Genomic DNA, 25,835 nt, shown 5'->3' on the forward strand with positions numbered 1-25,835 from the left:
AGGCCGATGATCGGAAGCAAGGCGCTCCCCGCATTCGACGGCGCGAAAATCGCGCTGTTCCGGGGTGAAAGCCTGCTTGTCATGCTCAGGGATGACAGGCCCGATCTGTCATGGCCCGGCGCATGGGATCTTCCCGGCGGAGGTCGCGAGGGAAACGAGACGCCCGTGGCATGCGCGCTTCGGGAACTGGAGGAAGAGTTCGGCCTCCGCCTGCCGCCTGGGCGGCTTTTCTGGCACCGGATTTACCCGCGTCCGGGTCTGCTACCTGCGCATTTCTTTGCCGGAACGCTGAGTTCGGCGGAAGTGACGGCAATCCGGTTCGGCAATGAAGGTCAGGAATGGCGCCTGATGCCGGTTGCGGAGTTCGTGGCCCATCCGAAGGCCGTGCCGGTGCTCCGCTCCCGCGTTGCGGACTGCCTTGCCGCAGGGTTCAGGCCGGAGGCTGCGACAAGCGGTCAATGAGGTCTCGGGCAGCACGGGCGGGCGCGGCGCGGCCCTCCGTCACCGCCTGCCCCAAAGCCAGCAACTCCGCCCGCACCGCAGGATCGGCGGAAAGGCGGGCGATGAGGCCGAGGCGCACCTCCTCCTCGAACCAGCGGCGAGCCTGCGCCGCGCGATGCTCGGCCCACCAGCCGGTCTCCTGTCGCCAGCGCGCCAGCGCTCCGATCTCCTCCCAGGCCTCCGCCAGCCCTGCCTGTTCCAGGGCAGAGACCGTCAATGCCTTGGGATAACCCGGGGGATCCTGCGGGCGCTTGCGCAGCAGACGCAGGGCACCGGCATAATCCGCGCAGGTCCGCGTCGCCGCTGCCTTCAGGTCGCCATCCGCCTTGTTCACCAGGATAAGATCGGCGATCTCCATTATCCCGCGTTTCACGCCCTGAAGCTCATCTCCCCCCGCAGGCGCCAGCAGCAGGACGAAGATGTCGGTCATCTCCGCCACCATCGTTTCCGACTGGCCGACGCCGACCGTCTCCACCAGGACCACATCGAACCCGGCAGCCTCGCAAAGCGTGACCGCCTCCCGGGTGCGGCGCGCCACACCGCCCAACTCGGAGCGGCTGGGAGAGGGACGGATGAAAGCGTTCGAGTCGCGGGACAGGAGTTCCATCCGCGTCTTGTCGCCCAGAATCGACCCGCCCGTCCGCGCAGAGGAGGGATCGACCGCCAGCACGGCGATCCGCTTGCCGTCCCCCGTCAGCCGCAGCCCGAAGCTCTCGATGAAGGTGGATTTGCCCACCCCCGGAGTGCCGGACAGGCCGAGGCGCAGCGCCTGCCGCCCGCTCCCCGTCAGCCGGTCGAGCAGATCCTCCGCCAGCAGGCGGTGATCGGCCCGCTGGCTCTCCACCAGCGTGATCGCGCGGGCCAGAGCGCGGCGATCGCCCGAGAGAACGCCTTGCGCGAGCATGCCGATTTCGCCCGCCCCGACGGGGCCGCGCCTTGCGGAAGTCGTCTGCACTGTCATCGCATCCCTTCGGCAGGTTTCGGCGGCTGGCCACATTTCCGGCTGCCGCGGGGATTACTTGCCCAAGGGTAGGGTTATATGTCCAGTCCGAACCGGAGAAACATGCCATGCCCCTGCCCATCCGCACCGCACTCGCCGCCGTCCTTCTGGCCGCCCTCCCCCTTGCGTCAGCCAAGGCGCAACAGACGAGCAGCACCTTTGACCTGCGGATCCGGGGGATTCCCGCCGCGACGCTTTCCACGACAGGGCAGGACACAGCGAGCGGTTATTCCGTTGCAGGGCGGCTTCAAAGCGCGGGGCTTGTCGGACTGTTTCGCACCATGCGCTACGATGCGCAGGTTCAGGGGACCATGAGCGGCGGGCGCTACACCCCCTCCCGCTACACGGAGGATGCCGATACCGGCAAGCGGAAGTCCCGCTCCGTCATGCGCTATCAGGGGGGCACGCCGCAGGTGGTGGAATATGATCCGCCCGAACGCGACCGTCGGAGGAATACCGTCGATCCCGCGAGCCAGGGCGGCACCATCGACCCCTTGACCGCCATCTGGATCGGCCTTCGCCCCACACCTGCGGCGGAAGTGTGCAAATACGACGGGTTCATGTTCGACGGCAAACGCCGGAGCCGTGTTACGCTGTCCAATCCGCGCGCGCAGGGGGATGCGATCCTTTGCACGGGGCGTTATGAGCGGGTGGCAGGATTCTCGGATCGGGAAATGGCGGAAAAGACCGTGTTCAACTTCACGATGACCTATGTCCCAGCCGGTCAGGGCATCATGCAGGTCTCGCAGATCAGCATGGACACGCTTTATGGCGCAGCGGTGCTGACGCGGCGCTGATGGCTGAGGGCTGGTCACCGCTTCCCATCGACGCCGTTCTGCCCGCGCTGTCGGAGGCAGTGGCGAAGGCGGGCTGCGCCGTCCTGCAGGCCCCGCCCGGCGCGGGCAAGACCACACGGGTGCCGCTCGCCCTGCTGCCGCAGGTGAGAGGCCGGATCGTGATGCTGGAGCCGCGTCGCCTTGCCGCCCGCGCGGCAGCCGAACGCATGGCCGAAACCTTGGGCGAGAAAGTGGGAGAAACCGTGGGCTACCGGGTCCGGGGTGAAAGCCGCATTGGCCCGAAGACCCGGATCGAGGTCGTGACGGAGGGTATTCTTACCCGCATGATCCAGTCCGATCCGGAGTTGTCCGGTGTAGGTGCCGTGATCTTTGACGAGTTTCACGAACGCTCCCTGAACGCCGACCTGGGCCTTGCCCTGACATGGGAGGCAAGGAGCGCCCTGCGCCCCGAGCTCATCGTCATCGTGATGTCCGCGACGCTGGATGCGGCGCCCGTCGCGCGGCTGCTGGAGGACGCACCGCTTGTCACCTCGGAAGGCCGGGCCTTTCCGGTAGAGACGCGCTGGCTGCCCGCGCCACTGCGCGCCGGAACCCGCCTCGCTCCCGCCATTGCCGCGCTCGTCACGCAGGCGGCAGCGGAGACGGAGGGCGACATCCTCGTCTTTCTTCCCGGAGAGGGAGAGATCAGGCAGGTCGCCGCGCTGCTCGACATCCCGGGCGCGACGGTGCGCCCGCTCTACGGGGCGCTCCCCTTCGCGGAGCAGCGTGCCGCCATCGCCCCCGCAACACAGGGGCGCAAGATCGTGCTCTCCACCGCCATCGCGGAAACATCCCTGACCATCGAAGGCGTGCGTGTCGTGGTGGATGGGGGGCGTGCGCGGCGGGCACGGTTCGATCCCGGTTCAGGCATGAGCCGCCTCGTGACGGAGCGGGTGACCCGGGCGGAAGCGGAGCAGCGCCGGGGCCGCGCAGGTCGCGTGGCGCCGGGCATATGCTACCGCCTCTGGGCCAAGGGGGAGGAAGGCGCGCTTCCCGCCTTTCCACCACCTGAGATGGAGACGGCCGATCTTGCTCCGCTTGCCATGGAACTCGCGCTCTGGGGCACCTCGGACGGTGGCGGGCTGGCCTTCCTGACCCCGCCGCCCGCGCCTGCGCTGGCCGAAGCACGGGCGCTGCTGCATGATCTCGGAGCGCTGGATGATGCGGGGCGCGTCACGGAACACGGGCGGCAACTGGCCCCCATACCGCTGCACCCCCGCCTTGGCCATATGCTGCTGCTCTCGGGCCGGAAGGCCGCGCCGCTGGCAGCGCTGATGGCGGCGCGGGACCCCCTCCGGGGGGCGCCCGCGGATCTCTCTCTGCGGCTGGAGGCCGTGCACGACCTGCGCGCCTATGCCGACCGCCGCCCCTGGCCTGCCGATCGCGCGACGGTAGAAACGATCCGGCAGGAAGCGCGGCGGCTCTCCCGGCTGACGGAGGCCGAAGGGCCGGAGATGACACCCGGCGAAATGGCCTCCCTCGCCTATCCCGACCGCATCGGTCTCCGGCGCAAGGGCGAAACACCGCGTTGGCTGCTGTCGGGGGGCAAGGGCGTGACCATCGCGGCGGGCGACCCGATGGCGGGCCAGCGCCTGCTGATCGCGACCGATCTGAGCGGTACCGCCCGGGAGCCGACGATCCGGCAGGCCGTGGACATCACCGAGGCGGGTGTGCGGCGCTTTCACGGCGAGCGCATCGGCTGGGAGGATGTCTGTCTCTGGTCACCGCGTGAGCGTCGCGTCATCGCCCGGCGTCAGGAGCGGCTGGGGTCCATCATCCTCGGCGACCGCATCTGGCAGGACGCGCCGGAGGAACGGGTGGCAGAGGCGCTGCTGGACGGGGTGCGCGATCTGGGTCTCTCCTCCCTCGGCTGGACGGAGGCGGCGGAGCGGTTTCGCGCGCGCGTCGAACTGCTTCGGGCGGAGGGTGTGGACCTGCCCGACATGTCCGACGCCGGGCTGACCGCAGGGGTGCAGGACTGGCTCCTGCCGCATCTGGCGGGGCGGCGGTCGGCGGGAGATCTGAAGGCGCTCGACCCGCTGGAACCGCTCCGTCAGATGCTGGGGTGGGAGGAGATGCAGACCCTCGACAGGTTGGCGCCCGGCCACTTCACCACACCCCTCGGCAACCGCATCCCGCTCGACTATCGCGGCGGCGTGCCGGGCATCGAGGTGCGATTGCAGGAAATGTTCGGCGTGACGGAGCATCCCGCCATCGGGCCGAAGCGGCTGCCGCTCCGCGTCACGCTACTTTCTCCAGCGCGCCGCCCTGTACAGGTGACGACCGACCTGCCGCGTTTCTGGGCCACGAGCTATGCGGACGTGCGCAAGGACATGCGGGGCCAGTATCCCCGCCACCCGTGGCCCGAGGATCCGACCCAAGCAGAACCGACCTTGCGGGCAAAACCCCGCGGACAGACGGCCTGACGCACCTGCCTCTCCGAAGCGTTCAGAACTCCACGACCACAGAAGCCGCGCTGCGGCGCGCGGGGCCATGGAACACGGCTTCGATATTGTTTCCATCCGGATCCAGCAGGAACGCAGCATAGTAACCGGGGTGATAGGGCCGCTCGCCCGGACCGCCGTTGTCGGTGCCCCCCGCCGCAAGCCCCGCGGCATGAAACGCACGCACCTGCGCTTCGTCCTCCGCCTGAAAGGCCAGATGATGCCGCCCGGTGAGGTTCCCCAGTGCCGCCGGACTGTCGGCGGAGGAGACGAACAGCTCGTCCGCCCAGAAGAAGCCCTCTCCTTCTCCGCCAATCGGAATACCCAAGACCTCCAGCACCGCAGCATAGAACCTGCGGCTCGCCTCCAGGTCGCGGACAACAAGCTGAAGATGGTCGATCAGCCGCCCGCGATGCAATTTTTCGGTTTCCATGTCCTGCCCCTCCTGCGCCAAGAGACAAGATAGGCCGCGGTCCACAGGGTCAAGCAAGCGTGATTCCCCGCCTTTGCCTGCCCGGACTATGCTCTTCATGGTCAGGAAAGGGGGCGGGATGACGATGACAGATATCGGGCGGCTCGGCCTTGCCACGTTTCTCCTTGCCGCGCTCGCCTATCACGCTGCGCCGCAGTTGGCCCATGCGCTTCGGTCTACCGATCGGCAGGATCAGGTGACGATCAACGGCGCTGTCCGTGCGGTGAACCTGTTCGCCCCTGAGCCGGACATGACGCTGGAAGACAGCGACGGGCATCAGTGGCACGTACTGCTCGGCTCGCAACTTCAGATCAGCCATTCGGGCCTGTCGGCAGTGCCGCCGCAGGCAGGCGAGGCCGCTCAGGTGGTGGGCGTGATGTCGGGCGGGGAAACGATCCGCGCCGCGCGGATTATGGTGGAGGGGCAGGAATACGATATCCCCGCCCCCGGACCCGGAAGGACGTAGGCTGGCGAGGAGTTTAGAGCGCCCGGGCGGCGGTCGGCCTTGAACCCCCCGTCTGTCCTCGGTCAGACGTCGAGGCACCACCGCATGACGGCCTTCTGGGCGTGGAGCCGGTTCTCGGCCTCATCGAAGACGACAGAATGCGGCCCGTCCATCACAGCGCTCGTCACCTCATCATCACGATGGGCGGGCAGGCAATGCATGAAAAGCGCATCGGGCTTTGCATGAGCCATGAGCGCCTCGTTCACCTGATAGGGGCGAAGCTGATTGTGCCGCCGCTCCCGCGCCGATTGGGGATCGTGCATCGACACCCAGGTGTCGGTCACGACCAGATCGGCACCCTCCACCGCGCGGGCCGGATCGCGCACGATCTCTGCCTCCACCCCCCGGGAACGCGCGAAATCCAGCCATTCCCGCTCCGGATCCAGCGGCGGCGGCCCGGAGAAGGTGAAGTCGAAACCGAACTGTCCTGCGGCATGGATAAGCGAGGCGCAGACGTTGTTGCCATCGCCACACCACACAACCTTGCGGCCCGCGATATTTCCGCGATGCTCCTCATAGGTCATCACATCGGCCATGATCTGGCAGGGATGCGTCCGGTTGGTGAGACCGTTGATGACGGGGACGGACGCATGTTCTGCCATTTCGTAGAGCGTCGCCTCCTCGAACGTGCGGATCATGATCAGATCGACATAGCGGGACAGCACGCGCGCGGTATCGGCAATCGTCTCGCCATGGCCGAGCTGCATTTCCTTGCCCGACAGCACCATGGTCTCACCGCCCATCTGGCGCACGCCGACGTCAAAGGAGACGCGGGTCCGGGTGGAGGGCTTCTCGAAGATGAGCGCGACCATGCGGCCCTTCAGAGGCAATTCGTCATCCTCAGCGCCTTTGGGACGCCCGTTGCGTGCCACTTTCATCGCGCGGGCGCTGTCGATCATGCCCCGCAAGTCTTCAGGCGACGTGGTATGAATGTCGAGGAAGCTACTCATCAGGCTTGTCTTTCGTCGTTTTGAGCCGGCGTCGGATTGGCGGAAAGCACCATTATGGGCGGCATGTCGGAAGCGGCAGCATACTCGCGGAATCCCGCCCGGCGAAAGGCCCGAACAGCTGCAATATTCGCCGGGTCCGGATCGCCCGCAAGAGCGGGCACACCCTCCGCAAAGAGCGTCACGGAGAGCGCCCGGAGCAGGCCGGACCCCAAGCCCCGGCCAAGCCGGTCCGCGGGTCCGATCAGCAGGTCGATGCCCCGCGCACCCGACGGCAGACCGCCGCTCCCGCCCGGCCAGTCCTGCAGGCGGTAGTGCTGCACGTAGCCGAACGGTCGCCCGCAATAGCTGGCAATCTGCTGCGAGATCAGAGGCGATCCGATCCGATCCCCGATGCGGGCCAGTTGCTCCTCCGGCGCGTCCCACCAGCGGCGGACATGCGACAGGCGGAGCCACGAGCCGAGAAGCGGCAGGTCCGCAGGCGTGACCGGAGCCAGCCGGATGCCGGTCACTGCCTCACTGCCGGCGGCGGAAGGGGGCCGGGCCTCAATCACCGGGCTGCGCCTTCTTCTCGGGGGAGAGAGCGGCGGCGGCGCGGTCGAGCCGTTCCACCGCCTCGGCCATCTCTGCCTCCGCGATGTTCAGCGCGGGCAGCAGGCGAACGACGTTATCGGCGGCGCCGACGGTCAGCACCTTTTCCGCATAGCCCGCAGTCACCAGATCGGCGGGAGCGATGCGGCATTTGAGGCCCAGCATAAGGCCCTGCCCGCGCACTTCCTCGAAAACCTCGGGATGCGCCGCGACAAGCCCCTCCAGCTTCTGGCGGAAGAACCCGGCCTTGTGGTTGACCGCCTCAAGAAACGCCGGATCGGCCACGATATCCATGACCTTCGCCCCCACCGCGCAGCCCAGCGGGTTGCCGCCGTAGGTCGAGCCATGAGTACCCGCCGTCATCCCGCGCGCAGCAGCCTCCGTCGCCAGCACGGCCCCGAGCGGGAAGCCGCCACCGATCCCCTTGGCCACCATCATGATATCCGGCGTGATTCCGGCCCATTCGTGGGCAAAGAGCTTGCCGGTGCGCCCGACACCGCATTGAACCTCGTCAAGGATGAGGAGCGTACCGGTCGTATCACAAAGGGCGCGGAGTTCCTTCAGGAAGGCATCGCCGAAGGGGCGGATACCGCCTTCCCCCTGTATGGGTTCGAGCAGGATCGCCGCAGTCTTTTCCGTGATCGCGGCCTTCACCGCGGCGATATCGCCAAATGGCAGGTGGACGAACCCCGGGAGCAGCGGACCGAAGCCTTTCACCATCTTCTCGGCGCCGGAAGCCGCAATGGCGGCGGAGGAGCGGCCATGGAAGCAGCCCTCGAAGGTGATGATCTCCACCCTTTCCGTATCGCCCCCGTCATACCAGTATTTCCGCGCCATCTTGATGGCCAGTTCCGCCGCTTCCGTCCCGGAATTGGTGAAGAATACCGTGTCTGCGAAAGTATGCGCGACCAGCAGATCGGCCAGCCGCTGCTGCTCGGGCACGATGTAGAGGTTCGAGGTATGCCAGAGCTTGTGCGCCTGTTCGGACAACACTTCCGTCAGCGCGGGATTGGCGTGGCCGAGCACGTTCACCGCGATGCCGGCGCCGAGGTCGAGATATCGCTCCCCGCCTGCCTCCATCAGCCAGACGCCTTCGCCCTTCACAAAGGAAAGTGGTGCGCGGTTGTAGGTCGGCAGGACGGACGTGATCATGGGATCATCCTCTGAAATGCGCCCCAGAGGTGCCAAAGCGGCGGGGGCGAGTCAACGACGGTGGCTTGAAAGAAGGTGTGCGGCAGGCGCACGGCGATCGGGACGTCAGACGCGGTTGCGACGACGTCGGCTCGGCAGGGAAAGGCGGAGCTTCGCGATCATGTGACGCGGATAACGGCTCGGTGCAGGGTTGTAAATCTTTTTCGCGGTGCTCATCTCGACGAAAGTGGCGTTTGGTGCGGTTCTGCTTGAATCGTCGGCCTGTCGCTTGTATCTCGCCGTGTCCCGCTTAGAATGCGGCGCCAAGAACCCGAATTTTGCCGCTTGCCGGTGCGCCCTCTGGCGCAGCCGGGATCGCGGCTTTCAGCCGGAGGCACTGAATGTCCTGGACCGACGAACGCGTCGAGACCCTGAAGCGGATGTGGGGCGAAGGCCAGAGCGCCAGCCAGATCGCCAAGGAACTTGGCGGTGTCACGCGCAATGCGGTCATCGGCAAGGTCCATCGGCTCGGCCTTTCCAACCGTGGACCGGGTGAGAAGGACGAGGAGACCGTCGTCGAAACGGTCGAGGAGATCGTGGTGCAGGAAACGGTGATCGAGGTTACCGTCGAGAGCGTGCCGGAGCCGGAACCCGAACCTGTACGGGCCGAGCCGAGCCGTATCGAGCCGCAACCGCGTGTCGCGCCCCCGCCCCCGACGCAGCTTTCCACCCGCCGCCCGGTGACGAACGGTCTGCAACCGCTTCCGCCGCAGCCCTCTACCAACGAGATCAGCCCGGAGACGCTTGCCTCTGCCCGCGAGGTGGAGAAGCGGGCCCGCAAGCTCACCTTGCTGGAACTGACCGAACGGACCTGCAAATGGCCGATCGGTGACCCGGCGACAGAGGATTTCTGGTTCTGCGGCCATGCCGCTGCTCCCGGAAAGCCGTACTGCGAGGCGCATGTGAGCGTGGCGTTCCAACCGATGTCCGCCCGCCGGGACCGCCGCCGCTAGATCGCACGCCTCTCGCTGATCGAACGCCCGTGCATATCGCGCGGGCGTCATCATCCTGTTGCTTCGGCAGGGCAGATTCAGCGGCAATTTGCCCCGGGGACTTGAGACGGCGGGGAAAAATGACTATTTCGTCGCCTTCCTCGGGCGGCGCGGTCGCTCGCCCTGACGCCGTAGGAGGCTCCCATGCAGACACCCTGCTACGTGATCGACAAGGCGCTGCTCCTGCCCAACATGGAGAAGATCGCCGCGCTGCGCGAAGCCTCCGGCGCCAAGGCACTGCTGGCGCTCAAGTGCTTCGCCACCTGGTCGGTCTTCGATTTCATGTCGGATTACATGGATGGCACCACCTCCTCCTCGCTCTATGAGGTGAAACTCGGACGCGAGAAGTTTCCGGGGGAGACGCATGCCTATTCCGTCGCCTGGGCGCCTGACGAGATCGACGAGGTTCTGGCCAATTCCGACAAGATCATCTTCAACACGGCGGGGCAGCTGGAACGCTTCCGCGACGTGTCGGAGGGTCATGTCCGCGGCCTGCGGGTAAATCCCGGCGTTTCCACCTCCGGCTTTGATCTGGCGGATCCGGCGCGGCCCTTCTCGCGGCTGGGCGAATGGGATCCCCAGCGGATCGAACCGCATCTGGACGCCATCTCCGGCTTCATGTTCCACAACAATTGCGAGAACGAGAGTTTCGAGCGATTTGACGAAATGCTGGGCCTGATCGAGCAACGCTTCGGCGGGCTGATCCGGCAACTGGACTGGATTTCGCTGGGCGGCGGCATTCATTTCACCGGCGAGGGTTATCCCCTGATGAAACTCGCTGAGCGGTTGAAGCGGTTTTCCGAGACCTTCGGCGTTCAGGTCTATCTGGAGCCGGGGGAAGCGGCGATCACCAAATCCACCACGCTTGAGGTGACGGTGCTCGACACGCTGCATAACGGGAAGAACCTCGCCATCGTGGACAGCTCCATCGAGGCGCACATGCTCGACCTGCTGATCTACCGCCAGTCCGCCAAGGTGGAGCCGAACGAAGGGCCTGAGGAATGGATGGTCTGCGGGAAATCCTGTCTTGCCGGCGACATCTTCGGCGAGTTCCGCTTCCCCCAGGCCCTGAAAGCCGGTGACCGGTTGTCGATCCAGGACGCCGCCGGTTACACGATGGTCAAGAAGAACTGGTTCAACGGCGTGAAGATGCCTTCCATCGCCATTCGCGAACTGGATGGAACCCTGACCGAGGTGCGCGACTTCGGCTACGACGAATTCGCCGCCGCGCTCTCCTGACCCCGCGCCCCCTAGCGGGGCCTTCACCCTCAGACCAACGAGGCCTCATGGAATGAAGAAGAACGTCCTCATCATCGGAGCCGGAGGCGTGGCGCAGGTCGTCGCGCATAAATGCGCCCAGAACAACGACCTTCTCGGCGACCTCCACATCGCGTCGCGCACCAAGGCGAAATGCGATGCGATCATCGAAAGCGTGCATGAGAAGAGCGCCCTCAAGGTTCCCGGCGTGTTCGAAGGTCATGCCGTCGACGCGATGGATACCGGTGCGGTCGCTGCTTTGATCGAGAGGACGGGTGCGCAGATCGTCATCAATGTCGGTTCGGCCTTCGTGAACATGTTTGTGCTGGAAGCCTGCATCCAGACCGGCGCGGCTTATATGGACACCGCCATCCACGAAGACCCCGCGAAGATCTGCGAGACGCCGCCATGGTATGGCAACTACGAATGGCAGCGTCGGGAGCGCGTGGCGCAAGCGGGTGTCACCGCGATCCTCGGCGTAGGGTTCGATCCCGGCGTGGTCAATGCCTATGCCCGCCTCGCCGCTGACCGCTATGTGGATGAGGTGAAGTCGATCGACATCGTGGACATCAACGCGGGGTCGCATGGTCGCTGGTTCGCCACCAATTTCGACCCGGAAATCAACTTCCGCGAGTTCACCGGCACGGTCTATTCCTGGCAGGATGGCCAGTGGCAGTCGAACAGCATGTTCGAGGTAGGTCGCGAATGGGACCTGCCGGTCGTCGGCAAGCAAAAGGCCTATCTCACGGGCCATGATGAGGTGCATTCCCTCTCCGCCAACTATCCAAAGGCCGATGTGCGCTTCTGGATGGGCTTCGGCGACCATTACATCAATGTGTTCACCGTCCTGAAGAATCTGGGTCTGCTCTCCGAAAAGCCAGTCAAGACGGCTGAGGGACAGGAGGTCGTACCGCTGAAGGTGGTGAAGGCCGTGCTGCCCGACCCCGCAAGCCTCGCCCCCGACTACGAGGGCAAGACCTGCATCGGTGATCTCGTGACCGGAACCAAGAATGGCGACGCCGCGGAAGTGTTCATCTACAACGTCGCGGATCACAAGGAAGCCTATGAGGAAGTCGGCAGCCAGGGCATTTCCTACACCGCGGGCGTGCCGCCGGTCGCAGCTGCGATCCTGATCGCACGTGGCGACTGGGACGTGCGCAAGATGGTCAATGTGGAGGAGCTGCCACCCCTGCCGTTCCTGAAGGAACTCGACCGTCTGGGCCTGCCGACCCGCGTGAAGGACAAGGACGGCGACAGGCCGCTGGACTATTGAGAGGGTGAAAGCCCCGTATTGAGGAAGGGCGCCCGGGAGGCGCCCTTTTCGTATCAGCTCTTGCGCCGCAGTTCTGCGGATTTCGGCAGGAAGATCGTTAGCACACCAAACGCGGGGAGCCATGCAAGGACGTGGTAGACGCTCGCGATCCCGTGGCTGTCTGCCGCAAGGCCGATCAATGCGGCAGCGATCCCCCCCAACCCGAAGGACAGACCGAAGAAGATACCCGCAACCATCCCGACCCGGCCCGGCAACAGTTCCTGGGCAAAGACGACGATCGCGGAGAAGGCGGAGGCCAGGATCACACCGATCACGACTGTCAGCACGCCTGTCCAGAACAGGTTCGCATGAGGGAGCAGCAGCGTGAAGGGCAGCACGCCGAGGATGGAGACCCAGATCACCACCAGCGGGCCGAACCTGTCGGCAAAGGGCCCGCCCAGGATGGTGCCGACCGCGACGGCACCGAGGAACAGGAACAGCATCACCTGAGCCGCCTGCGTACCAAGGCCGAAGGTGTCGATCAGGTAAAAGGTGTAGAAGCTGGTCATCCCCGCCATATAGGCGTTCTTCGTCAGCACGAGGAAGGCGAGGATCCCGATCGACCACATCACCCGTGCCCGGGGAAGCGGCAAGGTCTTGTCGGCCACCTTGCGGGCCTGCAGCTCCTCGCGGATATCGCGATACCAAAGTCCGACGCGATAGAGCACGAAGCCCGCAATGAGCGCCAGCACACCAAACCACGCCACCGCCGGACGCCCGAGCGGCACGACGATGAACGCTGCAAGAAGCGGCCCGAGCGAAGTTCCGAAGTTGCCGCCCACCTGGAAAAGCGACTGCGCCGTGCCATAACGGCCGCCCGAAGCGAAGCGGGCAACGCGCGACGCCTCAGGATGGAAGATGGCCGAACCGATGCCCACCAGCGAGGCGCCGACAAGCAGTGTCGCATAGCTGCCCGCCACTGAGAGCACCATCAATCCCAGAAAGGTAAGAACGGATGCCCAGGGCAGCGACATCGGCAAGGGGTTCTTGTCGGTATAGATGCCAATCGCGGGCTGCAGAAGCGAGGCCGTTCCCTGAAACGCCAGCGTCAATGCGCCGATCTGCCAGAAATCCAGCGCGAAATCGGCCTTCAGCAGCGGATAGATCGCCGCGAGCAACGACTGCATCACATCGTTCAGCATATGGCACAGGCTGACGGCGAGGATGATAGACCAGGTCGTGCTATCCAGGCGCCGCCGCGGGGCGGGTTGTGCAGGCTGCAGCGGTGCCGCCATATCCGGGGTTATGGGCACATCAGACAAGGGAGAGGCTCCAATTAATACTTTCGCCCGTTCTTAAGGCAGTTCCGAATCGAGTTCTTTCGTGCTTTGGTCAAAGACTTTCGCATCTGGGCCAAGGGAGGAGAGCATGGAGGCGGATCCGAGCTATCGCGAGCAGACTGCCGTTCCGCAGCCCACTCTGGATGCGCTGGACATTTCCAGCGCGCCGGTGATCGCCGCGGCGGCAGATTACCCGGATTACCAGCTGGTTCCACCACACAAACACAGCCGTTCCCAGCTCATCCACGCATTGGAGGGGGTTCTGCTCGTTCGTGCAGATGCCGGGCGTTGGATGGTGCCGAAAGATCATGCCCTCTGGTTGCCCGCGGAAACGGTGCATTCGGTCGAGATGCTCGGCAATGTGCGGATGCGGTCCGCCTATGTCCTGCCCGGAGCGCATCCTGCCTTGCCGGAGGCCATCAGGGTCGTGCATGTCACGCCGCTGATGCGCGAACTGCTGAAGGCAGCAGCCGCCCTTCCACCGCTCGGGCCGCTGGACGCCCGGGATACGCTCGTCAACCATCTGCTGCTGCATGAAATACCGCGTCTTTCGGAACGGCCGCTTGCACTTGCCTTTCCGACCGATCCGCGGCTTGCCCGGCTCTGCCGCGAGTTCATCGCCTCGCCGGATGCCCATGTCGCCATCGACGATTGGGCCGCGCGGGCCGGGATGAGCCGCCGCTCCTTCACCCGTCACTTTCAGCAGGAAACCGGGTTGAGCCTGTCCCGCTGGCGGCAGCAGGCGAGCCTGTTCGCCGCCCTGCCCCGGCTTGCCGCGGGGCAGCCGGTGACCACGGTGGCGCTTGACCTTGGCTATGAAAGCGTTGCCGCATTCACCACGATGTTCCGCAGGATGCTGGGCAGTCCGCCCCGCACCTACGGCATCAAGGTGTGACGCTCACTCCTCCAGCAGACGGCTGACCACTACGGTGACTTCGGGCTTCTTGCCGATTTCCTGCATGGATGTCTGGCGCACCTGACGGCGGATCGCCTCATCGAGCTTGCCGTCATCCGCGATGACCTTGTGCGACACCTTCTCCAGCAGGTCGGCCAGCGCCTGCTCGATGACTTCTTCCACCGCGCCGCCGCTCCGCCCGCGTGCGGGCAGGCCCATGACCTCCGCCCAGGGATCGCCGAGGATTTCGCCCTCGTCGTCGATGATGACGGTGATGAGCACATGACCGTTCAGCGCCATGCGAATGCGATCGCGCACCACGCCGTCCGTCGCACCGATCAGCACGTTGCCGTCGAGATAGAGCCGCCCCGTCTCCACATGCTCGACCACGCGGGGCCGATCGCCGGAGAGGTCCATCATCATGCCATTGGTCACGATCTCCGACGGGATACCCTTGGCGGCAACCAGCTTTGCATGTTCCCGCAGGTGGCGATGCTCGCCATGCATCGGGATGACCATGCGGGCGGAGACCAGATCATGCACCGCCTCCAGGTCCGGCCGGTTGGCGTGGCCGGAAACGTGGTATAGGCCATCGCTGTCATCGACCACATCCACGCCCATTTCCGAGAGCGCGTTCATGATGCGGATCACGCCGCGCTCGTTGCCCGGAATAGTGCGGGAGGAGAAGAGGAACAGATCGCCCTCCTTCAACTCCAGCCCCAGATAGCGCCCTCGCGACAGTTGTGCCGCAGCCGCCCGCCGCTCACCCTGACTGCCCGTGACAATGAGCATCACGTTGTCTCGCGGCATGCTCGCCGCGTCCTCTGGCGACACGGTCTGGGGGAAATCCGTCAGAACGCCGGCTTCGACCGCTGCCGCCACCATCTTGCGCATCGCGCGTCCCAGCAGGCAGACAGAGCGCCCGGCGGCCACCGCCGCGTCCGCCAGCGTCTTCAACCGCGCGACGTTGGAGGCGAACGTCGTCGCCACCACCATGCCGCGCGCATTCACCACAAGGTCGTGCAGCGGCGCGGCCAGCGTCGCCTCAGACCGGCCCGGACGGGGCGAAAAGACATTCGTCGAGTCACAGGTGAAGGCCTGCACCTTGCCATTCGCCCGTGCCATCGCGTGCCAGGCGGCGGCATCGAAAGGCTCACCGACGACGGGCGTCCCGTCGAGCTTGAAATCCCCGGAGTGGACCACCCGGCCGGCGGGCGTGTCGATGACCAGGGCAGCGCTTTCCGGGATGGAATGCGATACCGGCATGAAGGAGACACGGAACGGGCCCACCTCCACCTGCTCGGGATAGGCACCGACGATGTGGAGCATATCTGTCCCCAGACCCTGCTCCTCCAGCTTCAGCCGGGCGAGAACGCCGGTAAAGGCGCGGGTATAGACAGGCGCTTTCAGCCTGGGCCAGAGATGACCGATGCCGCCAAGGTGATCCTCATGCGCATGGGTGATGAAGATCGCCTCCAGCCGGTCGGCCCGCTGGGTCAGCCACGAAACATCCGCCATGATGAGATCGACGCCAGGCGTCGTCTCCATATCGGGGAAGGTCACGCCCAGATCGACGAGGATCAGCCGCTCCCGACCCGCCGGCCCGTAGCCGAAGACATAGGCGTTCATGCCGATTTCGCCGGCGCCGCCCAGGGGCAGGAAGATCAGCCGTTCACTCATGCGTATCCCTCATTCGCGGGGTGTGTCCTTGTTGTAATCGTTGATGATGCGCAGCCCGTGCATCGTCAGGTCGTCTTCAAGACGGTCGAACAGGTCTTCGCCGGTCGCGAACAAAGGCGCAAGCCCCCCGGTGCCGATCACCAGCATGGAACGGCCTCTTTCCGCCCGGATCCGCGCGCAGATCTCCTTCACCACACCGACATAGGCCCAGAATATGCCGGATTGCATGCAGGCGACGGTGTTCCTTCCGATCACGTGCTCGGGCTTGGTGACATCCACATGCGGCAGGGCGGCCGCAGCCATGTGGAGCGCCTCCATCGACAGGTTCACACCCGGAGAGATCACCCCGCCGATATAGGCCCCATCGCTGTCCACGACATCGAAGGTGGTGGCCGTGCCGAAGTCGACAACGATCAGGTCTCCCCCGTGCCGGTCATAGGCCCCCGCCGTATTCACCAGCCGGTCCGGACCGACGAGTGTCCCGGCATCGACCCTCGGCTGGTTCGGAAGGCGGCATTCTGGCTTGCCCACGACCAGCGGGCGACAGTCGAAATACCGGTTGCACAGCACCCTGAGGTTGAACACGACACGCGGCACGGTGGAGGAGATGATGACCTCCGTCACATCCGCGTCGATCTGGTTCAGCGTCATGAGCTGCTTGATCCAGACCCAGTATTGATCCGCCGTGCGACGATGATCCGTCGCGGTGCGCCACGTGGCGATGAAGCGCGTGCCGTCCCAGATCGAGAACACCGTATTGGTGTTGCCGCAATCGATCGCCATCAGCATGGCCTTCTCCCCTCAGAAGAACACTTCCGCGGCGGGAATCGCCCGCCGCCCCTCCGACGTCGCGAGGACGAGGGCGCCCTGCGCGTCGATTGTCTCGAAAATCCCCGTCGTCTCTGTACCGCCTGTGCGCGCGGTGATCCGCTCTCCCAGCCGCGCGGCGCGTGCAAGCCATGCCTCCCGAATGGGAGCGAAGCCTTGCGTCACAAAGGCGGCCTCGCGCGCTGCATAGCTGCGGGCGAGAGCCGTCAGGAATTCCTCGGGCGCGATCCGCACGCCCGTGACCCCCAGCAGGCTCACCGGATGCACGGCATGCGGCTCCAGCTCCTCCACAGGGGGTGCCTCTGCCAGATTGACGCCAATACCGATGGCCAGATGGCTGACCTGAGCGCCCTGCCCGATCCCTTCCAGCAGAATGCCGGCAACCTTGCCCCCGGCGAGCAGCACGTCATTGGGCCATTTGAGCGCAAGGAGCTCCGGCCGGCCCGTCACCCCACCCAAGGCGTCAGCAAGGGCCAGCGCGGCCACGAAGGAACGGAGCGCCACCGTCGCCGGCGGTTCCTGCGGGCGGAGCACCAGCGCCCCGGCGAAGTTGCCCGACAGCATGGACCATGGTCGACCGCGCCGGCCCCGTCCCTGCGTCTGGTTATAGGTGAGAATCCATGCTGGTGCCGAGAGCGACGGCGCGATACGCGCCGCCTCGTTCAGCGTGCTGTCCAGTTCGGCATGGACGCGCCGCCCGATGCCCGCCGGCCAATCGGCCACCCCCGTCATGCTTCGAGGCCCGTCATCCTCAGGGGACAAGCGCCGTGGCTGCGGCCTGCGCATAGGGTTCGATGCCGAACAGGTTGATGACGCCGACAAGCATGATTGCCGCCGAACCCATCAACATCACCCATTGCACCGGCCCCATCCGGCTCTCAACGCCTGCGCCCTCTTCTCCAAAATACATGTAGTAGACGATACGCAGGTAGTAATAGGCGCCGATCACCGATGCGATGACACCCAGGACCGCGAGCCAGGTCATGTTGCCCTCGACCGCCGCCATGATGACATAGAACTTCCCGAAGAAGCCGATGAAGGGCGGCACACCCGCGAGGCTGAAGAACAGCACGAGCAGGGCCAGCGCCTTCAGCGGTTCGTGTCTGCTGAACTGACGGAGCGAGTCGATGTCGCTCACCGGACGGCCATCCCGCTCCATCGACAGGATGAAGGCAAAGGCACCAATGTTCATGGTGACGTAGATCGCCATATAGACGAGCATCGCCTGAATCCCGAAGCTCGTTCCCGCCGCGAGACCCATCAACGCATACCCCATGTGGGCGATGGAGGAATAGGCCATCAGGCGCTTGATATCCGTCTGTACGATCGCACCGATGGAACCGAGATACATGGAACAAACCGACAGGAATGCCACGATCTGGCCCCAGTCTCCCGCCACATTGCCAAAGGCGCCGTGAACGAGCCGGGCGATGAGCGCCATGGCAGCGACCTTGGGCGCCGTGGCGAAGAAGGCAGTGACCGGAGTCGGCGCACCTTCGTAGACATCGGGCGTCCACATGTGGAAGGGCACGGCAGAAATCTTGAACGCCAGACCGGCGAGCATGAACACCAGCCCGAAGAGCAGGCCGAGCGGCAGCTGCTCGGATCCCCGGACGGCTTCCGTGATGCCGCTGAACAACGTCGTCCCCGCAAAACCGTAAACGAGCGATGCGCCGTAAAGCAGCATCCCCGAAGACAGCGAGCCGAGCACGAAGTACTTCAGCCCCGCCTCCGTGGATTTGAGGTTGTCCCGCCGGATCGCCGCGAGCACGTAAAGCGCCAGCGACTGAAGCTCAAGTCCAAGGTAGAGCGACATCAGATCGCCGGCAGAAACCATCCCCATCATCCCGACGGTCGCCAGAGCGAACAGCACCGGATATTCGAAACGGAGCAGGTCGTGCTTGGCAAGATAGTCCCGGCCCATGACCAGCACGAAAGCACCGGAGATCAGAATGACTGCCTTCGCAAACCGCGAGAAGGCATCGTCGATGAACATCCCTCCGAAGGCGAGCCGCGTGCCGCCGCCGAGGCCGATCCAGAACGCGAGGAGAACCATCACCACCGCCGTCACCCAGGTGATCAGCGTGGCGGTCGCATCCTTGCCCGTATAGACCCCGAAGAGCAGCGCGAGCATCGCATAGGCCGCGAGCAGCAGCTCCGGCAGGACGATGGCGATATCGGCAGAGATCATGGCGCGGTCCTTCGGTTCAGTTCTGGGCGAGCCGCGTCGCGGCCTCGCCAGCTTGGGCGACCGCCGTCTCGTAACCCTGCACCAGATTGGCCACGGAAGGCCCGATGATGTCGGTGACGAGCGACGGATACACGCCAAGCAGAAGTGTCATGGCGACGAGCGGGGCGAAGATCGCCTTTTCGCGCCGGGTCATGTCGGTGATGGACTTGAGGCTTTCCTTGACCAGATCACCCAGCACCACACGGCGGTAGAGCCAGAGCGCATAGCAGGCCGACAGGATCACCCCGGTCGCGGCAAGGGTTGCGACCCAGGTGTTCACCTGGAACACGCCGACAATCGTCAGGAACTCCCCGATGAAACCGGATGTGCCGGGCAGCCCCACGTTCGCCATGGTGAAGAACAGGAAGATCGTCGCATAGGCGGGCATCCGGTTCACCAGACCGCCATAGGCGGAAATCTCCCGCGTGTGCATCCGGTCATAAACCACTCCGACGCAGAGGAAGAGCGCCCCCGATACAAAGCCGTGGCTGATCATCTGGAAGATCGCTCCGTCCAGGCCCTGTTGGTTGGCGGCAAAGATCCCCATTGTCACATATCCCATATGGGCGACCGACGAATAGGCAATGAGCTTCTTCATGTCCTGCTGCACAAGCGCGACAAGCGACGTGTAGACGATCGCGATCACCGACAACCACAGCACGAACGGCGCGAGCAGGTCGGAAGCCACCGGGAACATGGGCAGGCTGAAGCGCAGGAAGCCGTAGCCACCCATCTTCAGCATCACCGCCGCCAGCAGGACGGACGCCCCGGTGGGCGCCTGCACGTGCGCATCAGGCAACCAGGTATGGACCGGCCACATCGGCATCTTGACCGCGAAAGAGGCAAAGAAGGCGAGCCAAAGCAGCGTCTGCACTCCACCCATGATCTGCCAGCCGAAGAGCATGATCGGAGCGGATGCAAACTGATGGTTCAGCAATGTCGGAATGTCGGTCGTGCCCGCCTGCCAGTACATCGACACCATCGCCACCAGCATCAGCACCGATCCGAGGAAGGTGTAGAGGAAGAACTTGAACGAGGCGTAGATCCTGTCCTTCCCGCCCCAGATACCGATGATGAGGAACATCGGGATCAGGCCCGCTTCGAAGAACAGGTAGAACAGCACGAGATCCAGCGCCACAAAGACGCCGATCATCAGGCTTTCCAGCACGAGGAAGGCGATCATGTACTCCTTCACCCGGTAGGTGACATCCCAGCAGGCCGCGATGGTCACCGGCATGAGGAAGGTGGTCAGCATGACGAAGAGTACGGAGATCCCGTCAACACCCAGCTTGTAGCGAAGGCCGAGAATCCACTCGCGGTTCTCCACGAACTGAAAGCCGGTATCGGACGGATCGAAGCCGATTAGGATGAACAGCGAGACGAGGAAGGTCGCTATCGTTGCAATGAGCGCAAGCCACTTGGCATTCCGCTGCGCTGCCGCATCGTCGCCACGCAGAAACAGCGCGAGAATGATCGCCGCGACGAGAGGCGTGAAGGTAACGATCGAAAGGAGGTTTTCCATCAGCGCGCTCCTCCCCAGAGCGTCATCCAGGTCACGAGCAGGGCAATGCCGACCACCATGGCGAAGGCATAGTGGAACAGGTAGCCCGACTGCAGCCGCCCCGCGAGCCGTGCAAAGAACGGAATGATCCCGGTGGCAAGCCCGTTGATCCCGCCGTCAATCGTCGCGCCGTCACCGCTCTTCCAGAGGAACCGGCCGATGGCCTGCGCCGGTCGGATAAAGAGGAACAGATAGATCTCGTCGAAGTACCATTTGTTCAGCAGGAACTTGTAGAGAGGGCGATTGGTGGCAGCGACACGTGCCGGAAGGCTCGGATCACGAATGTACATGATATAGGCCAGTCCCAACCCCAGCAGCATTGCGATGAACGGAGAAACCTTGACCCAGACGGGGGCATGGTGGGCATCGTCCATCACATGGTTGTCGGGGTGCATGTAGATCGCTCCCACCTGCACGGGGGCTGCCGCGTGCTCCGCTGGCGCGGGTGCCGCCTCCGCCGGAACATTGGTCTCGACCGAAGTGGCCTCACCCGCGGCGGTTTCAGCGTGCGGTTCAACGGCTGCCCCATGATCGGCTGCCGCGACTTCTTCATGCTCAGCCGGGATGGAGAAGAACTCCATTACCGCGTGATGATCGCCGAAGAAGGGCTTTTGCCAGATCATCCCAGCAAAGACCGCGCCGAAGGCCAGGACGATCATGGGAACCAGCATGACCCGTGGGCTTTCATGCGCATGGTCGTAAGCGGAGCCGTGATGGCCATGGTCGCTGTCGTGGTGGCTGGAATGTGCATCCGCCACGTGGTTGTCGGGCTCTTCTGCCTCATGCTCGACGACATGCGCATCGCGCGGCTTGCCGAAGAAGGTCATGAACATCAGACGCCATGAGTAGAAGGATGTCATGAATGCCGCGATGACCAGCATCCAGAAGGCATATTGCGATGCTCCCGTGCCGCCGGCCCAGGCACTCTCGATGATCGCATCCTTCGAAAGGAAACCCGAGAAACCGATATAGGTGAGCGGAATGCCAACCCCGGTGATCGCAAGGGTACCGATCATCATCATCCAGAACGTGACGGGCAGCTTCTTGCGCAATCCGCCGTAGTTCCGCAGGTCCTGCTCATGGTGCATCGCATGGATGACGGAGCCGGCGCCCAGGAACAGCATCGCCTTGAAGAAGGCGTGCGTGAAGAGGTGGAACATCGCCGCCGAATAGACGCCAACACCGGCGGCCACGAACATGTAGCCGAGCTGCGAACAGGTCGAGTAGGCGATGACGCGCTTGATGTCGTTCTGCACGAGCCCAACCGTCGCCGCAAAGAACGCGGTGGAGGCACCGATGATAACGATGAAGGTCTTGGTCTCCGGCGCGAACTCGATCAGCGGCGACATCCGGCAGATCAGGAACACCCCCGCCGTCACCATGGTGGCAGCGTGGATCAGGGCGGACACCGGCGTCGGACCTTCCATGGCGTCTGGAAGCCAGGTGTGGAGGAACAGCTGCGCCGATTTGCCCATCGCGCCGATGAACAGCAGAAATGCGGTCAGGTTCGCTGCGTTCCAGTCGCGCCACAGGAAGCTGATCTCCGTCGTGGCGAGCGAGGGCGCCGCCGCGAAGATGTCGTCGAAGCGGATCGAATCCACGAGGAAATAGAGCGCTGCAATGCCGAGGATAAAGCCGAAGTCCCCGACCCGGTTGACGATGAACGCCTTCATCGCCGCAGCGCCCGCCGACTGTTTCTTGTAGTAAAAACCGATCAGCAGGTAGGAGGCGACACCGACGCCCTCCCAACCGAAGAACATCTGGAGCAGGTTGTCCGATGTCACCAGCATGAGCATGGTGAAGGTGAAGAACGACAGGTAGGCGAAGAACCGCGCCCGGTAGGGCGTGTCGCCGAAGTTGTCGTCATGCGCCATGTAGCCGAAGCTGTAGAGGTGCACGAGCGCGGACACGGTATTGACCACGATCAGCATGATCGTCGTCAACCGGTCGATGCGGAGCGACCAGTCCGCGTAGAGCGTACCGGACTCGAGCCAGGTCATCAGCGGAACACGGTAAGCCTCACCATCATAGGTCAGGAACAGCACCCAGGAGAGGATCGCGGCCAGGAACACCAGCCCCGTGGTGAGGAACTGGGCCCCACGCTCCGAGATGATCCTCCAGCCGAAGCCGCCGACGATGGCCGCCAGAAGCGGGCCGAAGACGATGATCTTTTCCATGCCTCAGCCCTTCATCACGTTGACGTCTTCGACGTCGATGGTGCCGCGGTTGCGGAAGAAACAGACCAGGATCGCCAGCCCGATCGCCGCTTCGGCCGCGGCGACCGTCAGCACGAACAGGGTGAAGACCTGCCCGACGAGATCGCCGAGGAAGGCCGAGAAGGTCACCAAATTGATGTTCACGGACAGCAGGATCAGCTCGATCGACATCAGGATGACGATCACGTTCTTCCGGTTGAGGAAGATCCCGAAGATCCCGATGACGAACAGCGCCGAGGCCACCGTCAGATAATGTGTGAGTCCGATCATCGTCCTCGTCCCTCGCTTCCGGCGCATCCGCGCCGGCCTTCACCGGCGGTCGGGCCGCCCTTGTTCTGTCGGGGTGGTCAGAGTCCCTGCCCCGGCTTGATGTCCTTGAGCTCGATCGCCGTCGCCGGGTCGCGCATCATCTGTTTGATCACGTCCTGCCGCTTCACATTCGTCCGGTGCCGCAGCGTGAGAACGATCGCCCCGATCATCGCAACCAGCAGCACCAGCGCCGAAGCCATGAACAGGTAGACGTAACGGTCATAGATCAGGTGGCCGAGAGCTGCGGTGTTGTGCATGACCTCCGGCGCCGGCGCGGGTGCCATCCGTGCGGCCTCTGCCGTCGGCGCCATGGTCCAGCTTCCGAAAGCGATGGCGAGCTGCATGATGATGACAAGGCCGATCAGCAGGCCAAGCGGCATGTACCGCACCATCTCGCTCTTCAATTCCTCGAAATCGACGTCGAGCATCATGACGACGAAGAGGAACAGCACCGCAACCGCGCCGACATAGACGATGAGCAGCAGCATCGCCACGAACTCCGCCCCGAGCAGGACGAACAGCCCCGCCGCAGCAAAGAAGGCCAGGATGAGCCACAGAACGGAATGCACGGGGTTCCGCGCCGTCACGACCATAAGACCGGCCAGCACCGTGGTGATGGCGAAGAGATAGAAGGCAAAGGTTAGCATCGTCATTCTTCTGTTCCCTTGGCCCCGAAGACGCTCTGCGCGATCTCCAGCGCCCGGTTCATCGACGGCAGCCCGCCGAACATGCCCATCTGGTAGATCACTTCCGCGATCTCCCGCTTGGTCGCGCCCGCTTCCAGCGCGTGGCGGATGGTGAGCTTCAACTGCGGCTCCGCCTGCGCGCCGAGCATGGTGAGCGCGGCGATGATGACGAGCAGGCGGGTCTTGCTGTCCAGCCCCTCGCGATTGAATGTCCTGCCGAAGGCCATCTCCATGAAGTTCTTGGACATGGTCGGCATCAGTTCGTCGAAGCCCGGCATGCGGAAGTCTTCCAGCGCCGGATTGAGCGAGCGCGCCATCTCCTGGCTGCTTTCCAGCATCGCCTTGAACATGCGGGAGAAGTCGTCGCTCATGTCTGCCTCACCGATAGGGAGCGTCAAGCTCGAGGTTACGGGCGATCTCGGCTTCCCAGCGGGCGCCGTTGTCGAGAAGCTTCGCCTTGTCGTAGAACAGCTCCTCCCGCGTCTCGGTGGAAAACTCGAAGTTGGGGCCTTCGACGATCGCATCCACGGGACATGCCTCCTGGCAGAAGCCACAGTAGATGCACTTCGTCATGTCGATGTCATAGCGCGTGGTCCGGCGGGATCCGTCCTCCCGCGGTTCGGCGTCGATCGTGATGGCCTGCGCCGGGCAGATCGCTTCGCACAGCTTGCAGGCGATGCAACGCTCCTCGCCGTTCGGATAGCGGCGCAGGGCATGCTCCCCCCGGAAGCGGGGAGACAGCGGGCCCTTCTCGAACGGATAGTTCACCGTCTCCTTCGGGGCGAAGAAGTACTTCAGACCCAAGCCGAAGCCCTTGATGAAATCGGTCATCAGGAAGTACTTCGCTGCGCGCGCATAGTTTATGGTGGCCATCAGTGCGCCCTTTCCTTCGGCGTCTGTTTCGTCGGCTGCCGTTTCATTCTCAGCCCCCCATCGACCAGCGGGCCCAGAAGTGACCGAGCACTTCGTAGCGCGAAAGGAAGGCGATGAGGACGACCCAGATCAGCGACAGCGGAAGGAATACCTTCCAGCCGATCCGCATGAGCTGGTCATAGCGGTAACGCGGCACGATCGCCTTCACCATCGCGATGAGGAAGAAGAAGAAACACATCTTCAGGAACATCCAGATCGCACCGTCCGGCAGACCCGGGATGGGCGAGAGCCAGCCGCCGAAGAACAGGATGGAGATAAGCGCACACATCAGCCAGATGGCGATGTATTCCGACGCCATGAACAGCAGATACGGCGTCGAGGAATATTCGACCATGAAGCCCGCCACCAGTTCGGATTCCGCTTCGGGCAGGTCGAAGGGCGGGCGGTTCGTCTCGGCCAGGGCAGAGATGAAGAACAGCACGACCATCGGCAGATGGGGCAGCCAGTACCAGTTGAACAATCCCGCCGAGCCGCTCTGCGCATGTACGATGGCGGAGAGGTTCAGCGAGCCGGTGGAGATCACCACGCCGATGATGATCAGCCCGAGAGAAACCTCGTAGGAAATCATCTGTGCCGCAGACCGGAGCGAGCCGAGGAACGGATACTTTGAGTTCGACGCCCATCCGCCCATGATCACGCCGTAAACCTCCAGCGAGGAGATGGCGAAAAGAAACAGGATGGCGACGTTGATATTGGCAAGCACCCAGCCATCCGCAAACGGGATCACGGCGAAGCCGAGGATCGCCAGGACAAAGGACAGGAGCGGTGCGAGGAAGAAGACGAATTTGTCGGCACCTGCCGGAACCACGATCTCCTTCAGGACATATTTCAGAGCGTCGGCGAAGGTCTGGAACAGCCCCCAGGGACCGACGACGTTCGGCCCGCGGCGCATCTGGACCGCCGCCCAGATCTTCCGGTCGCCATAGACCAGATAGATCAGCGAAAGCATCACAAAAGCGACGACCAGAAGGGACTGACCGACGAGGAGGACGATGGTCCCTGCGGTAGTGGAGAAGAAGTCAGCCATCTTGCCTCACGTTCATTGACCGTCGGTCATCGCTGGGTCGGCCGGGGAGAGAGACTCGCTCCCTCCGGTCACGCTGCTGTTAACAGCATCCGGCCTGCAGATGCCAGCCCGGATGCTGTAGTTGTCAGTGGGGTCGAACCGG

General features: G+C 64.1%; 25 protein-coding genes. 8 read left to right on the plus strand and 17 right to left on the minus strand.

The annotated features are described in order from the left end of the window. Window positions 1–6: 6 nt before the first annotated feature. Entirely contained in the window at window positions 7–462 is a 456-nt protein-coding gene (locus CN97_RS16770; RefSeq protein WP_051911356.1) for an NUDIX hydrolase, read from the plus strand. Here CN97_RS16770 and meaB read toward each other — a convergent pair. Then, window positions 431–1,405, minus strand: a complete 975-nt coding sequence (meaB, locus tag CN97_RS16775) for a methylmalonyl Co-A mutase-associated GTPase MeaB (protein WP_035713979.1) — start codon at window positions 1,403–1,405, stop codon at window positions 431–433. The two genes, CN97_RS16770 and meaB, sit on opposite strands and share 32 nt — an antisense overlap. A gap of 164 nt (window positions 1,406–1,569) precedes the next feature. Here meaB and CN97_RS16780 point away from each other — a divergent pair, with 164 nt between their 5' ends. Next, the gene (locus CN97_RS16780) at window positions 1,570–2,298 is read left to right on the plus strand and encodes a DUF3108 domain-containing protein (protein ID WP_051911360.1); all 729 of its coding nucleotides are present in this window, start codon (window positions 1,570–1,572) and stop codon (window positions 2,296–2,298) included. Continuing rightward, window positions 2,298–4,763, plus strand: a complete 2,466-nt coding sequence (hrpB, locus tag CN97_RS16785; protein WP_035713855.1) for an ATP-dependent helicase HrpB — start codon at window positions 2,298–2,300, stop codon at window positions 4,761–4,763. The genes CN97_RS16780 and hrpB overlap by 1 nt, the downstream gene beginning before the upstream one ends. A gap of 22 nt (window positions 4,764–4,785) precedes the next feature. Here hrpB and CN97_RS16790 read toward each other — a convergent pair whose 3' ends face one another. Next, the gene (locus CN97_RS16790) at window positions 4,786–5,214 is read right to left on the minus strand and encodes a VOC family protein (RefSeq protein ID WP_035713857.1); all 429 of its coding nucleotides are present in this window, start codon (window positions 5,212–5,214) and stop codon (window positions 4,786–4,788) included. A 118-nt stretch (window positions 5,215–5,332) separates the two neighbouring features. Here CN97_RS16790 and CN97_RS16795 point away from each other — a divergent pair, with 118 nt between their 5' ends. Further along, a complete protein-coding gene (locus CN97_RS16795) occupies window positions 5,333–5,719 on the plus strand; it encodes a hypothetical protein (RefSeq protein WP_035713860.1) in 387 nt (128 codons plus the stop codon). A gap of 62 nt (window positions 5,720–5,781) precedes the next feature. Here CN97_RS16795 and argF read toward each other — a convergent pair whose 3' ends face one another. Genes argF through CN97_RS16810 form a run of 3 tightly spaced genes read right to left on the minus strand, consistent with a single transcriptional unit; the run spans window position 5,782 to window position 8,448 of the window. Further along, window positions 5,782–6,708: an ornithine carbamoyltransferase gene (gene argF / locus CN97_RS16800; RefSeq protein WP_035713862.1), complete on the minus strand. Its 927-nt coding sequence runs from the start codon at window positions 6,706–6,708 to the stop codon at window positions 5,782–5,784. Continuing rightward, window positions 6,708–7,259 (minus strand): GNAT family N-acetyltransferase, encoded by a 552-nt coding sequence (locus tag CN97_RS16805; RefSeq protein ID WP_051911362.1) that lies wholly within the window; start codon window positions 7,257–7,259, stop codon window positions 6,708–6,710. Before CN97_RS16805 ends, argF begins: the two co-directional genes overlap by 1 nt. Then, window positions 7,252–8,448, minus strand: a complete 1,197-nt coding sequence (locus CN97_RS16810; protein ID WP_035713865.1) for an aspartate aminotransferase family protein — start codon at window positions 8,446–8,448, stop codon at window positions 7,252–7,254. The genes CN97_RS16805 and CN97_RS16810 overlap by 8 nt, the downstream gene beginning before the upstream one ends. A 380-nt stretch (window positions 8,449–8,828) precedes the next feature. Between CN97_RS16810 and CN97_RS16815 the strand changes: the two genes are divergently transcribed. The 3 genes from CN97_RS16815 (at window position 8,829) to CN97_RS16825 (ending at window position 12,009) form a co-directional block, all read left to right on the plus strand. Further along, window positions 8,829–9,440 carry a GcrA family cell cycle regulator gene (locus CN97_RS16815; RefSeq protein ID WP_035713867.1) on the plus strand — a complete coding sequence of 204 codons (612 nt, stop codon included), beginning with the start codon at window positions 8,829–8,831 and terminating at the stop codon, window positions 9,438–9,440. Between the two features lie 183 nt (window positions 9,441–9,623). Next, the gene (locus CN97_RS16820; RefSeq protein ID WP_035713869.1) at window positions 9,624–10,718 is read left to right on the plus strand and encodes a carboxynorspermidine decarboxylase; all 1,095 of its coding nucleotides are present in this window, start codon (window positions 9,624–9,626) and stop codon (window positions 10,716–10,718) included. A gap of 52 nt (window positions 10,719–10,770) precedes the next feature. After that, on the plus strand, window positions 10,771–12,009 hold the full coding sequence (locus CN97_RS16825; RefSeq protein ID WP_035713871.1) for a saccharopine dehydrogenase family protein: 1,239 nt from the start codon (window positions 10,771–10,773) through the stop codon (window positions 12,007–12,009). Between the two features lie 53 nt (window positions 12,010–12,062). On the opposite strand, the gene CN97_RS16830 is transcribed toward CN97_RS16825, so the two are convergent. Further along, window positions 12,063–13,283, minus strand: coding sequence for an MFS transporter (locus CN97_RS16830; protein ID WP_035713873.1), 1,221 nt, complete (start codon window positions 13,281–13,283; stop codon window positions 12,063–12,065). A 133-nt stretch (window positions 13,284–13,416) separates the two neighbouring features. On the opposite strand from CN97_RS16830, the gene CN97_RS16835 reads away from it, so the two are divergent. Further along, on the plus strand, window positions 13,417–14,223 hold the full coding sequence (locus CN97_RS16835) for an AraC family transcriptional regulator (RefSeq protein ID WP_035713875.1): 807 nt from the start codon (window positions 13,417–13,419) through the stop codon (window positions 14,221–14,223). Window positions 14,224–14,226: 3 nt separating this feature from the next. On the opposite strand, the gene CN97_RS16840 is transcribed toward CN97_RS16835, so the two are convergent. From CN97_RS16840 to nuoH, 11 genes are all read right to left on the minus strand, one after another. Further along, window positions 14,227–15,903, minus strand: coding sequence for a ribonuclease J (locus CN97_RS16840; protein WP_035713877.1), 1,677 nt, complete (start codon window positions 15,901–15,903; stop codon window positions 14,227–14,229). A 9-nt stretch (window positions 15,904–15,912) separates the two neighbouring features. Beyond that, complete coding sequence (locus CN97_RS16845) at window positions 15,913–16,692, minus strand: type III pantothenate kinase (RefSeq protein ID WP_035713880.1); 780 nt, start codon at window positions 16,690–16,692, stop codon at window positions 15,913–15,915. 12 nt (window positions 16,693–16,704) lie between these two features. After that, window positions 16,705–17,463, minus strand: a complete 759-nt coding sequence (locus CN97_RS16850) for a biotin--[acetyl-CoA-carboxylase] ligase (protein ID WP_035713883.1) — start codon at window positions 17,461–17,463, stop codon at window positions 16,705–16,707. 19 nt (window positions 17,464–17,482) lie between these two features. Continuing rightward, window positions 17,483–18,922, minus strand: coding sequence for an NADH-quinone oxidoreductase subunit NuoN (nuoN, locus tag CN97_RS16855; protein WP_088217076.1), 1,440 nt, complete (start codon window positions 18,920–18,922; stop codon window positions 17,483–17,485). A 16-nt stretch (window positions 18,923–18,938) separates the two neighbouring features. Then, complete coding sequence (locus tag CN97_RS16860; protein WP_035713885.1) at window positions 18,939–20,483, minus strand: NADH-quinone oxidoreductase subunit M; 1,545 nt, start codon at window positions 20,481–20,483, stop codon at window positions 18,939–18,941. Further along, window positions 20,483–22,699: an NADH-quinone oxidoreductase subunit L gene (nuoL, locus tag CN97_RS16865; protein ID WP_035713887.1), complete on the minus strand. Its 2,217-nt coding sequence runs from the start codon at window positions 22,697–22,699 to the stop codon at window positions 20,483–20,485. Before nuoL ends, CN97_RS16860 begins: the two co-directional genes overlap by 1 nt. A gap of 3 nt (window positions 22,700–22,702) precedes the next feature. Beyond that, on the minus strand, window positions 22,703–23,008 hold the full coding sequence (gene nuoK, locus CN97_RS16870; RefSeq protein ID WP_035713889.1) for an NADH-quinone oxidoreductase subunit NuoK: 306 nt from the start codon (window positions 23,006–23,008) through the stop codon (window positions 22,703–22,705). Between the two features lie 77 nt (window positions 23,009–23,085). Further along, window positions 23,086–23,694 carry an NADH-quinone oxidoreductase subunit J gene (locus tag CN97_RS16875; RefSeq protein ID WP_035713891.1) on the minus strand — a complete coding sequence of 203 codons (609 nt, stop codon included), beginning with the start codon at window positions 23,692–23,694 and terminating at the stop codon, window positions 23,086–23,088. A 2-nt stretch (window positions 23,695–23,696) separates the two neighbouring features. Further along, on the minus strand, window positions 23,697–24,104 hold the full coding sequence (locus CN97_RS16880) for a carboxymuconolactone decarboxylase family protein (RefSeq protein WP_035713892.1): 408 nt from the start codon (window positions 24,102–24,104) through the stop codon (window positions 23,697–23,699). A gap of 7 nt (window positions 24,105–24,111) precedes the next feature. Then, window positions 24,112–24,606 (minus strand): NADH-quinone oxidoreductase subunit NuoI, encoded by a 495-nt coding sequence (nuoI, locus tag CN97_RS16885; RefSeq protein ID WP_035713893.1) that lies wholly within the window; start codon window positions 24,604–24,606, stop codon window positions 24,112–24,114. Between the two features lie 49 nt (window positions 24,607–24,655). Beyond that, the gene (gene nuoH / locus CN97_RS16890) at window positions 24,656–25,693 is read right to left on the minus strand and encodes an NADH-quinone oxidoreductase subunit NuoH (RefSeq protein WP_035713896.1); all 1,038 of its coding nucleotides are present in this window, start codon (window positions 25,691–25,693) and stop codon (window positions 24,656–24,658) included. Window positions 25,694–25,835: the final 142 nt, after the last annotated feature.

The sequence above is a fragment of the Haematobacter massiliensis genome, from assembly GCF_000740795.1.
GTDB lineage: Bacteria > Pseudomonadota > Alphaproteobacteria > Rhodobacterales > Rhodobacteraceae > Haematobacter > Haematobacter massiliensis.

Coding starts and splice junctions, on each gene's coding strand:
- hrpB (WP_035713855.1), top strand. CDS start 2,298: ATGGCTGAGGGCTGGTCACCGCTTCCCATCGACGCCGTTCTGCCCGCG.
- nuoL (WP_035713887.1), bottom strand. CDS start 22,699: ATGGAAAAGATCATCGTCTTCGGCCCGCTTCTGGCGGCCATCGTCGGC.
- CN97_RS16780 (WP_051911360.1), top strand. CDS start 1,570: ATGCCCCTGCCCATCCGCACCGCACTCGCCGCCGTCCTTCTGGCCGCC.
- CN97_RS16770 (WP_051911356.1), top strand. CDS start 7: ATGATCGGAAGCAAGGCGCTCCCCGCATTCGACGGCGCGAAAATCGCG.
- CN97_RS16815 (WP_035713867.1), top strand. CDS start 8,829: ATGTCCTGGACCGACGAACGCGTCGAGACCCTGAAGCGGATGTGGGGC.
- CN97_RS16830 (WP_035713873.1), bottom strand. CDS start 13,283: ATGGCGGCACCGCTGCAGCCTGCACAACCCGCCCCGCGGCGGCGCCTG.
- nuoN (WP_088217076.1), bottom strand. CDS start 18,922: ATGATCTCTGCCGATATCGCCATCGTCCTGCCGGAGCTGCTGCTCGCG.
- CN97_RS16795 (WP_035713860.1), top strand. CDS start 5,333: ATGACGATGACAGATATCGGGCGGCTCGGCCTTGCCACGTTTCTCCTT.
- nuoI (WP_035713893.1), bottom strand. CDS start 24,606: ATGGCCACCATAAACTATGCGCGCGCAGCGAAGTACTTCCTGATGACC.
- CN97_RS16840 (WP_035713877.1), bottom strand. CDS start 15,903: ATGAGTGAACGGCTGATCTTCCTGCCCCTGGGCGGCGCCGGCGAAATC.
- CN97_RS16810 (WP_035713865.1), bottom strand. CDS start 8,448: ATGATCACGTCCGTCCTGCCGACCTACAACCGCGCACCACTTTCCTTT.
- CN97_RS16880 (WP_035713892.1), bottom strand. CDS start 24,104: ATGAGCGACGACTTCTCCCGCATGTTCAAGGCGATGCTGGAAAGCAGC.
- argF (WP_035713862.1), bottom strand. CDS start 6,708: ATGAGTAGCTTCCTCGACATTCATACCACGTCGCCTGAAGACTTGCGG.
- CN97_RS16825 (WP_035713871.1), top strand. CDS start 10,771: ATGAAGAAGAACGTCCTCATCATCGGAGCCGGAGGCGTGGCGCAGGTC.
- CN97_RS16850 (WP_035713883.1), bottom strand. CDS start 17,463: ATGACGGGGGTGGCCGATTGGCCGGCGGGCATCGGGCGGCGCGTCCAT.
- CN97_RS16835 (WP_035713875.1), top strand. CDS start 13,417: ATGGAGGCGGATCCGAGCTATCGCGAGCAGACTGCCGTTCCGCAGCCC.
- nuoH (WP_035713896.1), bottom strand. CDS start 25,693: ATGGCTGACTTCTTCTCCACTACCGCAGGGACCATCGTCCTCCTCGTC.
- CN97_RS16790 (WP_035713857.1), bottom strand. CDS start 5,214: ATGGAAACCGAAAAATTGCATCGCGGGCGGCTGATCGACCATCTTCAG.
- CN97_RS16860 (WP_035713885.1), bottom strand. CDS start 20,483: ATGGAAAACCTCCTTTCGATCGTTACCTTCACGCCTCTCGTCGCGGCG.
- CN97_RS16875 (WP_035713891.1), bottom strand. CDS start 23,694: ATGCTAACCTTTGCCTTCTATCTCTTCGCCATCACCACGGTGCTGGCC.
- meaB (WP_035713979.1), bottom strand. CDS start 1,405: ATGCTCGCGCAAGGCGTTCTCTCGGGCGATCGCCGCGCTCTGGCCCGC.
- CN97_RS16845 (WP_035713880.1), bottom strand. CDS start 16,692: ATGCTGATGGCGATCGATTGCGGCAACACCAATACGGTGTTCTCGATC.
- CN97_RS16820 (WP_035713869.1), top strand. CDS start 9,624: ATGCAGACACCCTGCTACGTGATCGACAAGGCGCTGCTCCTGCCCAAC.
- nuoK (WP_035713889.1), bottom strand. CDS start 23,008: ATGATCGGACTCACACATTATCTGACGGTGGCCTCGGCGCTGTTCGTC.